The following is a 575-nucleotide window of genomic DNA, read 5'->3' on the forward strand; positions in this document are numbered from 1 at the left end:
GGCGATGACGGGCTCGAACCGCCGACATCCTGCTTGTAAGGCAGGCGCTCTACCAGCTGAGCTAATCACCCCTGAACTCTATTTTGGTGACCCGTACGGGATTCGAACCCGTGTAACCGCCGTGAAAGGGCGGTGTCTTAGACCGCTTGACCAACGGGCCACTGTTTTTGAGAACTTTTTTAGTATAGCTGAAGCTTGCTAAAATGTCAACTCTTTTTGATGAGTTATTTTAAAAAATAGGAGAGCTTTGATTTTGGTAAGCGGTGGAACACATACCGTGTGGGATAAAAACAGCCCCACTGTTTAAAGTGGAGCTGTTATTAATAAAATCCTTCTCGGGCAATTTTTTTGATGTAGTTATACTGTTTCCGTATCAGCTTTTTGAATTCCCCATCGGATAGCTCATTATATATGCATATTCCTTCTTCATAAAGACACTCATAAATCAGTTCACAATAATCATCATCTTCACGGTGTGCTTTCTTGTAACGCTGATCCAGTTCATGCGGAAAATCCAGGCTGTAGGTTATGCCGTCAATCTTCCCGTCAAGGAATTCCTTAGTCATGTTCATTAA

General features: G+C 43.0%; 1 protein-coding gene and 1 tRNA gene. Both read right to left on the minus strand.

Going from position 1 to position 575, the window contains the following annotated elements:
* Positions 1 to 84: 84 nt before the first annotated feature.
* Positions 85 to 160: transfer RNA gene (locus LJE72_RS25970), tRNA-Glu, on the minus strand.
* A 160-nt stretch (positions 161 to 320) separates the two neighbouring features.
* Positions 321 to 575: hypothetical protein (locus tag LJE72_RS25975; RefSeq protein ID WP_229251021.1), on the minus strand; the 255-nt coding region annotated here is incomplete at its 5' end.

This window comes from Desulfosporosinus shakirovi (assembly GCF_020595055.1).
Taxonomy (GTDB): domain Bacteria; phylum Bacillota; class Desulfitobacteriia; order Desulfitobacteriales; family Desulfitobacteriaceae; genus Desulfosporosinus; species Desulfosporosinus shakirovi.